The sequence below is a fragment of the Bradyrhizobium sp. Unk1 genome (assembly GCF_059512345.1).
This window is the reverse complement of the sequence record NZ_JCAMOP010000096.1, coordinates 1-9,171: the sequence shown is the minus strand read 5'-3', so window position 1 is coordinate 9,171 and position 9,171 is coordinate 1. Positions and strand designations below refer to the sequence as shown.

Sequence of the window (9,171 nt, the reverse complement as noted above, 5' to 3'; positions counted from 1 at the left end):
CCAGGCTAACAGCGTCCGACATGCAACGGGACGGGACGCTGCGCTGTGTCGAGGGCTCCGCGCCCCGTCCCGTTGCACCACCAAGCCACACAGGCTCAAATGACCAAAGGATTCCGCCCATCGCTGGATGACCTTTGGGGCTCAGGTCACCGCCATTGAGCACCAGGTAGCGCTGATCATGGACTGATAGGTCAGCGTTTCTCCCGTCTATATGGAGTCAGCGCCTTGCGCTCCTCTGCGCTAATGTTCGTGAATGTTATGCCGTTATACCCGCCGTTCGAGAGGGCAGAGCGCACGTCATCCGTCGAAGCGCCGATATCACGAGCGATGTTGGCAAACATATATTGCTGAGTGTCACTCTCGTTGTTCGCGATCAGAGTATTAAGGTGATAAGCAGCCCGACGCGCAACCTCGTTGTAATCACGATTATCGCGCTGTAGCTTTGGGCTCGCCCCCATGTAGTATCTGAGCTTTGGTTCGACCGGGATTAACACTTACTTCTCCCGCTCTCTAGAAGCGCATGTATGCGCGCAGCGATTTCCTGTGCCTCCTTCGGCCCGGGGTCGAGTTTCACGCAATCGAGTATGCCCAACACTTCCTGAGCCTCCTCGGCATGAAACGTCGCGACTTGGCGATCTGCCAGGCTCAAAGACTGATCGGCCGCCCGGGCCTGATTGGCTGCAAGCACCGCAAGCGCTTGCGACCGCAGTGAGGTGATGTACCGCTCAAATTTGTGCATTCGTTACCGCAACTAAATGAAGTTAGCGGCCACGTGACTGGACGCTTCGAGGCGGACAAAGGGAGGCGCTTTCCCTGCCGTGTCGCAAACTTCACCCTGGTCATCTCCAAGCGGGACAAGAAGCCGACGGGGATGTATCCTCCGGACGAATGCCGTAGAGCAACTACCAAGACAGGTAACGGTGACGTTGGGGGTCGCAGGCAGTGCGGACGAGACTCGGCGCTGTTCGGTTGCGTTGGATCAGACGCTGTCCCTACCCCGCCCGCACCACCCTTTGAAGTTAGCGGCAACGTGACTCGGCGCTTATCCCCCACGCATACACAGAGGAAGCGCTGTCCCTGCCACGAGCCGCCAACTCCCACTGAGCTGCTGCCGGTTTGATGGACACTGAGATTAGGTGTTTCATGAAGCCGGAGGTGGGCGATGAAGAGACGGAAATTCAGTCGCGAGTTCAAGATCGAGGCGGTCAAGCTGGTTAGGGAGCGTGGGGTGTCGGTGGCGCAGGCCGGGCGCGACCTGGATGTTCATGAGAACGTTCTGCGCAAATGGGTGAAAGAGTTCGGCTCCGATCCGGTGCAGGCCTTTCCCGGCCACGGGCAGATGAAGCCGGAGCAGCAGGAGATCGAGCGGTTGGGCCGTGAGGTCGCCAAGTTAAAGGCCGAGCGGGATATCCTAAAAAGGCCGCAGCCTTCTTCGCGAAGGAATCGACATGAAGTTCGTCTTCATCGCGAAGCACCGGGCGATCTGGCCGGTGGCATGGCTATGCGATGCGCTGGGGGTGTCGCGGTCGGGCTTCCATGCCTGGCTGAACTCGCCCAGCGCCAGATCCCGCAGCGACGAAGAGCTCGGCGGCAAGGTGAAGGCAAGCTTCATGGCGAGCGACCGCACCTATGGTGCGCCGGGTGTGGCGTGATCTGCTTGCCGATGGGGCGGACTGTGGCCTCCACCAAATCGAACGACTGATGCGCCTACAAGGCTTGCGGGCGCGGCCGCGACGCCAGCGCTTGCCGAAGGACAGCGGCGATCGACAGCTCGAGGCCGTGCCGGCGAACCTCCTTGACCGGCAGTTCATTGCCGAGCGGCCGAACCAGAAGTGGATCGCCGACTTTACGTATCTCTGGACGGCCGAGGGCTGGCACCATGTCGCAGCAGTGATCGACCTGTTCTCACGCCGGGTGGTGGGTTGGTCGATGAGCGCCGCCATGACAGCTCAGTTGGTGACCGATGCCCTGCTGATGGCCGTCTGGCGACGCGGCAAGCCGGACGCACTGTTGCACCACTCCGACCATGGCTGTGGGGCCAGCAAGGGGCTACAACACTACCGGCAAGTCTCTCCTCCACATAAGTGCGCAAGGCTGCGTTGGGCGCAAGCTTAATCGGCTTGGGCCGGCGGGCTGATCGGTCTGCATGCCATTGGGCAGTCGTGGCCCGATAATCCAACCCGCCGCCGCGGGTGGCCGCGTTCCGCCGCAATTCACGGGAGACCGTCGAAGCAGCCCGTCCCAAGCGGCGCCCAATCTCCCGTATGGAATGGCCCTGCACCTTTAGAAGAGCGATTTCCTCGCGTTCAGCCAATGAAAGGTAGCGCCCGGAGAGAGGCTTGGCCGAAGATCTGAACATCGCTGGTGGCATGCCGCCTGCCTTTCGGAACAATCTGCTTCCGACAGGTTGCGATAATCCGGCCTCAAACGCAGCATCTTCGCTGCTCTGCCCTGTGGCAATCGCCCTCCAAAATCTATTCTGTTCATCGCGTCCGGCCACAGACGGCCGGCCTGGCGATGGCAATGGCGCTCGTCCTGACCGCGTCAAACGTCGACTTACAACTTTCATCGCAACCTCCAACTTCACGGTGTTGCGACGACCGTTTGAATCCGCCCTGTACACCAGCGAGCAGTTCCAGCGTTTGATGGCCGACCACGGCATTATCTGCAGCATGAGCCGTTCCGGCAATGTCTGGGACAACGCGGCGATGGAGAGCTTCTTCTCGTCGCTCAAGACCGAACGGACGGAAGGCAAAACCCACAGGACCAGAGACGAGGCACGAGCCGATGTGTTCGACTACATCGAACGATTTTACAACACGATCCGCAGGCACTCGACCATCGGCTATCTCAGCCCGGTTGATTTCGAGCGCAAGGTGGGATTAGCTTAACTCGGTGTCCATCAAACCGGCAGCAGCTCAAACCCAACGGTTTTGTATCGGGGCTAGCTGACTGAAATCTGACGAGACCGCGGCGCAATTCGCCCAACGAAACGTGGCCCGCGTGGGCCACTTGCCGTCGAGAACAATAAAGACGTTCAAACGGCGTTCGGCCTGCTTACGATCAGCGGCAGCCGCACCACGACGACGGGCCGGATTGGCGCTCAGCCAAACCACTGCACGCTTATGACTGATCGCCGTGAAGACCTCAAGCTCTCCCGGGTCGTGCGGCTCTTCGACCAAGTAGAACTGGTCGTCTGAATTGCGCATCAAGTGCGTCCGTGCCGTTCGAGATAATCCTCAATTCGCGACCACGCACAGTGAACTCTCGCCCGTCCTTAGACAGATAGTGTCCTTGTTTACTATCCTGGGTGTTCTACGGTTTAGTTGCGGCGAGGCAGCTCCGATTTGCAGCTGGCGAAATGGCCGCTCAGTGAATTAAGAAATGCAACGATATCGTTCTTCTCCTTTTCGGTGAGCTTGGCGCCGAGCTGGACCTCACTCATAATGCCTACGGCTTCCTGGAGCGTCCAAACCCGACCCGAGTGGAAGTAGGGAGCTCGCAAGGCAACGTTGCGCAAAGGGGCGACGCGGAACACGTATCGGTCGCTGGAGGCCTTCGTGACTGCGAAACGCCCCTGGTCGGCTGCGGGAAGCAGCTTGATGTCTGGTCTTTCAATTACGCCGAACGGGAAAAACTCCTGCCCACCAATATTGATTCCGTTGTGGCAGGAGGCGCAGCCTTTGTCCATGAACAGCCGCAATCCCACCTTTTGGTGGTCATCCAGCGCGTTGCCATCGCCGTTCAAGTATTGGTCGAACGGAGCTGCTGGTGTCGTGAGCGTCGCTTCGAAAGTCTTGAGCGCTTTTGCGAAATAGTCGAAGGTGACCGGCGGTGTATCACGCGGGAATGCTTGCTTGAACTTGCCAACATAATCTTCCATCGAATTCAGCGTGCTCGTTACGTGATCCGCGGTCGCATTCATTCCGTTGTCAGATAATTTGAGACTGGTCAGGCTTTTTGAGAAGGGAGGCTCTGGCTCATCAGGGAAAGGGTCTTCCTCCAATCTTGCGCAGTGTAGTCGATGAGCTCCGCGGGCCCTTGGGCGCGCGCGAATCCTCGCTTCCCATCCGTGGAACCTGCGGCTGTGATGTGGGCTCCGAGCATCCTACCGATCTTGATGGCCGCAGTGCCTGTACCTCCCGCCGCGCCTAAAATGAGCAGATTCGGTCCAGAGCGTAGTGCCGCTAGTTCCATGAGGCCGTAAGCCGCGGTAAGATAGTTCACGGGCAAGGCAGCTGCCTGGGCAAATGACAGACGATTCGGGATCCGACACAATTCACTGGCGGGCACTGCGACTTCTTCCGCCAAACCGCCACGAGGCACGGACCCGAACACACGATCTCCGCCCTTTTAGTGCGGACACCTTCTCGCCCAGCTTATCTACAAACCGATAACCCTGAGCGGGTCAGCCAGGGGACGATGACGGCGTCGGACCACGCGCTTACCGGCAACATCAGCCGTTTTGCGAAGGCTGCCGGGCATGGGTAGTCGAGCATGGCGAAGCTGGACTGGTGTGATTGTCACCACGCCGTCCGCCGACGACGGCCACAAAAAGCGGCCGCGCTCCAGCCGCTTGGCATAAAGTGACATGCCCAGTCCAGGCAGGCTCGAAATCTTCGGCCGCCTACAAGATCTGGCAGGGGCTTAGCTTAGCCAGCTCATGTATATAGGGGAACCTCTGTCCCCATTTTGCCCGGGGACTCGCGCAGAACGCAGGTCACAGATGGCATACAAGAAACTCTTCAATCAAAGCGGGCTGACACTTACGCTGTTGCTCATCACGCGCGTTGGCTCCGAGCCGAACCAGTCCGCGCCGATCGTCACAGCGGTGCTACCAGTGGGTGGCAAGCAGACGATTGAGTCAAGCAGACGATTGAGTAAGGTAATGCGCAAAACCCCTTCCTCAATGAGCTCGTGATTTCCTTATCCTCCGATGGCGCGTTTTCGGACGGATCGCAGATCGTGACGACTCGGGGCAGCAGCTGGGATACTGTACTGAACACGCACGATACCCTTACGCTTAGCGGAGCGGGTGGGCTGAACGTGGTGGGCTCGAACACTTAAACCGCAACGGCACCGACGATCCCGCAGTGGCGAACTTGGCCGCTCCCGGATGGCAAGTCAATGCTGGCGGCGTCGCAGCCCCGCCCGGATGAGTGCAGCGGATGGCCGGAAACGTAAATCTTGTGACTTCCGCGGCGTGCAGCGTGATCATCGGTGCCGGCGTGTTGGATAACCTACGGCGGAGGCGAACCATGTCACTTTGGTTGTCCAGCAGGACTCCAAGGTGCTTGAAGAAGGCCCCACGAGTTCATGAAAGGACCGCGTGGGATCATCATGGAATGACGGTATAGCATATGAGTACCAATCTTATGTTGCACGAGCCGCCCAGCGCGCTGCGGCTGATCACACAGGCGTATACGAGCCTTCTCATTATCGGCTTCGCCCTGCTGCCCATTCAGTTCATCGCTTACCTCAATTTTCAGCAAGATCCCGCGCTGAAGTTTGAAGACCACCTGTTCCACGAATTCGCCATCGCCGTCGCCACCCTGGAGGGGGTGTTCGTCACATATGTGACGTGGCGTTGCTATCGGTCTTCAGGCGAGCCTCTGTTGCGGTGGTTGACCCTTGGTTTTCTGGCCTTCGTGCTGATCTATACGCTGCACGGCGCCTTCACCGGCATGGCACATCGCAACATTTGGCTCTTTCTGCTCTATGGGCCAGCGTCGCGTCTGGCGATGTCGATTTTGCTCTTCGTCGGGCTACTCAGCTATAACCTGCCGTCAGACGGGCTTGAGAAGCGCTCGGACACGCGCGCATGGCTGACGTGGATTGGCCTGTTCCTTACGATGGACTTAGCTGTCGCACTGGTCGCCTATTCACCCTATGCTGGGCACCCGGTGGTCCGCCTGTCCATGGAAGGCGGCGCATTGCTATTCAGTGCGCTGAACGTCGCGGTCTTGCTCATGCGACGGATTCACTCGCCGCTCATGCTTGTTTTCGGCGTTTCTGTCGCGTGGTTCGCGCTATCGTCGCTCGCATTCATTTTGGCCGGGCCGTGGAATCATATGTGGTGGCTGGCTCACGCGATCTTCGCTGGCGGATTTCTTCTGCTCAGCTATGGCGTCGTCCAGGCTTTCCGAACAACGAAATCGTTCGCCACCATCTATAGCCAGGAAGAAATGACCGCCCGCCTGGCCAAATCGATGGCCGACACTCAAAAGGCACTTCAGCAAGTGCAATTAAGCAATCAACGGCTGGAGCGGCTCGCCGCAACCGATCCATTAACCGGCGCCGGGAATCGGCGCCACTTCATCGAGCATATCGGCGCGGAGATCGCACGGGCCAGGCGGACCGGAGCTCCGTTGTCCCTGCTGTCGCTCGATCTCGACCATTTCAAGGACATAAACGACTCACGTGGTCACAGCGTCGGCGACGAGGTCCTGCGCGTATTCGTGCGAAAGTGTCTGGAGGCAATCCGGCCTTACGACTCTGTCGCGCGCGTGGGCGGTGAAGAATTCATGGTACTGCTACCGGGGGCGACGCTCGACGCGGCTAGCGCGGTCGCCGAGCGCCTTCGATCGGCCATCGAACGCACTGCATTCGATGTCCGAGCCGAACCATCGATCGGCGTCACCATCAGTGTTGGAGTGTCGGAGTTCGGGCGCGATGGAGACACGCTCGACGGGTTCTTGAACGTCGCCGACCAGCGACTCTATCGCGCAAAATTTGAAGGCCGCAACCGTGTGGTTGTCGCCTAGGATAAGGTTCATCGTTCACTCCGTCTCCGGTGCTCTGGGCCCGGACGCCCGTTATCGCTCTTCTCCGAGCCAAAGCCCGCAACTCTACTAACAACTATTCGGTCATGGTCCATCCATTGCAACATTTGCAGGCCGGTTCTCACCGCAATAAGCTGCGGCCACTAGCTGCCGGGAGCTGTTATGTCGTTTCTTGCTACAACGGCGTCGCGTGACAGCCGTCGTTCCATCGAGCGCTCAGCTGGCGGTCGCCTCACCTCGCCAAGGCGGCCGCCCCTTGGCCCGCGCCGCGATCGTCAATCCGCTCGCCAGGCACTTGGCAGAAGCTCCGGATCACGAGGCGCGACTTGTAGGAAGCTGGTCGCGCTGATTGCTATCGCACGTGAACTAGCGCCCTCCCTTGGCGCTCGCGCTCCAGAGTGTTCAACGTCTTGAATCGGCATATTCAGCATATAGCTCGTTGCTTCGGCCGCACTAACGATGCGCGAGCTTGCCGGTCGCTCGAACACCACTTTCGCGGGAAGCACCTTATCGCGACCCGATGGCTCATTGCGGCTTGCGAAGCCGTTACTGACGTTCCGCAATCGGCGCAACATCTGGTTTTCTCAACAAGCATGCTGCGGGCAAGACCCCCGCACCCTGCGTTGCGACGGTTCGACTGAGATGAGAATTTCAACTCCACGATTGCGCGTATTGCACTTCGATTGGCGCAGTTCTGCCACGAGGGATTTCATTGCTCTATTCGGCGGCGTCGTTCTCGCTTCACTCTTAGCGCATTTTTATGGGCTTGGCCCTCGTTTAGCGCAGCTGCTTCAGCGCTATGTGGATCCGATACTCGACGACATTATATTCATCGTGTTCGTTGCATTCTTGCTGAGCATTGGGCTCACAATCTTTAGTGTTCGGCGCTATCGAGAACTCGCCCGCGGAACTGACGCACAAGCCATTACAGAAGGAGAAGTCCGCGATTTGGCGGGACACGATCCATTGACCGGCTTGCCAAACCGCAGCCTGTTTGATGACACACTTGATGTGTGCGTTGGCCTCGCCACCGACACGCATCAAGTCGCTGTTCTGATGCTCGGCCTCGACGGCTTGAAGCGGATCAAGGATACGCACGGCCATGCAGCGGTAGACAAGGCACTCTGCGAATTTGCCACAAGGCTTGCCGATATCTTGCGCAAGGACGGTCTCCTGGCGAGGACCGGAGGCGACGAATTCGGGATCGTCTTGCCCAACATTAGCTCCCTCGAGGATCCCGCCAATCTGGCGCGCCGTATCGTGGTGTCTGCCGCCGACAGTTTCGCAATTGAGACTGGCGCAGCCGAGCTTAATCTTGGAATTGGCATCGCCATCGCTCCGCTTGATGCCGTCACTCCCCACGAATTGGTCAGGCGCGCAGAACGCGCACTTTATCGCGCGCAAGGCGACGGCAGGTCGCGTGTTCGCTTTTTTGAACCGGACATGGACATGCATGTCGAGCGGCGCATCAATATTGAGCGTGAGCTTCGGAGCGCTATCGCAACGGATATTATCGAGCCCCATTACCAGCCGATGGTCTCACTCGTAAGTAATCGCATCGTCGGGTTCGAGGCGTTGGCGCGTTGGGAGAACAAGACATGGGGGCATATCCCGCCTGACGTGTTTATTCCGATTGCAGAAGAAACCGGCCTCATCAACGCTCTTGGAGATCAGCTTTTTCGGCGCGCGTGTCTTGATGCCACTGCGTGGCCACGGACGTTTTCGCTTGCCTTCAACATTTCGCCTGTTCAGTTGCGGGATTCCGCGCTTGGAGAGCGCATTATACTGATCCTTGAGCAAACCGGCTTTAGTCCGCGCCGCCTCGAGATTGAAATTACAGAGAGCGCGTTCTTGGAAAGTAACGGGGCTGCGAAGATCGTGATTGACGAACTTCGTCAAGCCGGCGTCCGCATCGCGCTCGATGATTTCGGAACAGGTTATGCTACGCTTAGCCAGCTGCTTTCGTTTCGTCTTGACAAGATCAAGATCGATCGCAGCTTCGTGTCGCATCTCAACGACAGCACTGACAGCCGGGTGATCGTTCGCGCTATACTCGGCCTTGCTGAAGGGTTTGGTTTGACGACCACGGCCGAGGGAGTCGAAGACGAGCGCCAGCTCGTCTATCTGGTTTCCAATGGTTGCACAGAAGGACAAGGCTACCTGTTCAGTGGTCCCGTTCCAGCCGCCGGAATCCCCGCGCTGCTCAATCGCGAAGCCAGCCGCGGACCGGTTCCTGAAGATGGAGCAAGAAATCCACATGCGTGAGCCGACGGTTCAAGCGTGCTCGGGAGGCGCTTGATTAGAAGAAACCGTCTAGCAGTCTGCTGAAGAACCCCCTCGCCAGGGAGGGGGCTTGATGATTCACTTTATCATCTCGATTCGGTGGAGG

Annotated in this window: 5 protein-coding genes and 4 pseudogenes; 4 read left to right on the top strand and 5 right to left on the bottom strand. The window is 58.6% G+C overall.

The genetic code is table 11. The annotated features are described in order from the left end of the window. Positions 1-191 precede the first annotated feature (191 nt). Positions 192-494, bottom strand: coding sequence for a hypothetical protein (locus tag AC5ZFO_RS46325; protein WP_496124047.1), 303 nt, complete (start codon positions 492-494; stop codon positions 192-194). A 668-nt stretch (positions 495-1,162) separates the two neighbouring features. Here AC5ZFO_RS46325 and AC5ZFO_RS46320 point away from each other — a divergent pair. After that, a pseudogene (locus AC5ZFO_RS46320) lies at positions 1,163-2,031 on the top strand (IS3 family transposase); the annotation flags it as partial. Between the two features lie 13 nt (positions 2,032-2,044). Here the strand turns inward: AC5ZFO_RS46320 and AC5ZFO_RS46315 are convergent. Continuing rightward, a pseudogene (locus AC5ZFO_RS46315) lies at positions 2,045-2,569 on the bottom strand (transposase); the annotation flags it as partial. Between the two features lie 46 nt (positions 2,570-2,615). Here AC5ZFO_RS46315 and AC5ZFO_RS46310 point away from each other — a divergent pair. Then, positions 2,616-2,891 (top strand): annotated as a pseudogene (locus AC5ZFO_RS46310) (IS3 family transposase); the annotation flags it as partial. A 27-nt stretch (positions 2,892-2,918) separates the two neighbouring features. Here AC5ZFO_RS46310 and AC5ZFO_RS46305 read toward each other — a convergent pair. From AC5ZFO_RS46305 to tnpB, 3 genes and pseudogenes are all read right to left on the bottom strand, one after another. Then, a complete protein-coding gene (locus AC5ZFO_RS46305; protein WP_183714562.1) occupies positions 2,919-3,209 on the bottom strand; it encodes a hypothetical protein in 291 nt (96 codons plus the stop codon). 113 nt (positions 3,210-3,322) lie between these two features. Further along, positions 3,323-4,006: a cytochrome-c peroxidase gene (locus AC5ZFO_RS46300; RefSeq protein WP_496124046.1), complete on the bottom strand. Its 684-nt coding sequence runs from the start codon at positions 4,004-4,006 to the stop codon at positions 3,323-3,325. Between the two features lie 377 nt (positions 4,007-4,383). Continuing rightward, positions 4,384-4,623 (bottom strand): annotated as a pseudogene (tnpB, locus tag AC5ZFO_RS46295) (IS66 family insertion sequence element accessory protein TnpB); the annotation flags it as partial. 737 nt (positions 4,624-5,360) lie between these two features. On the opposite strand from tnpB, the gene AC5ZFO_RS46290 reads away from it, so the two are divergent. Both AC5ZFO_RS46290 and AC5ZFO_RS46285 read left to right on the top strand, forming a co-directional pair. Continuing rightward, positions 5,361-6,764: a GGDEF domain-containing protein gene (locus tag AC5ZFO_RS46290; protein WP_496124045.1), complete on the top strand. Its 1,404-nt coding sequence runs from the start codon at positions 5,361-5,363 to the stop codon at positions 6,762-6,764. A gap of 477 nt (positions 6,765-7,241) precedes the next feature. Next, positions 7,242-9,047, top strand: coding sequence for a putative bifunctional diguanylate cyclase/phosphodiesterase (locus AC5ZFO_RS46285; protein WP_496124044.1), 1,806 nt, complete (start codon positions 7,242-7,244; stop codon positions 9,045-9,047). The last annotated feature ends 124 nt before the right edge of the window (positions 9,048-9,171 follow it).

What these genes read in the sequence shown, in the direction of transcription:
- AC5ZFO_RS46305 (WP_183714562.1), bottom strand. Translation starts at nt 3,209, where the DNA reads ATGCGCAATTCAGACGACCAGTTCTACTTGGTCGAAGAGCCGCACGAC.
- AC5ZFO_RS46285 (WP_496124044.1), top strand. Translation starts at nt 7,242, where the DNA reads ATGCGCGAGCTTGCCGGTCGCTCGAACACCACTTTCGCGGGAAGCACC.
- AC5ZFO_RS46290 (WP_496124045.1), top strand. Translation starts at nt 5,361, where the DNA reads ATGAGTACCAATCTTATGTTGCACGAGCCGCCCAGCGCGCTGCGGCTG.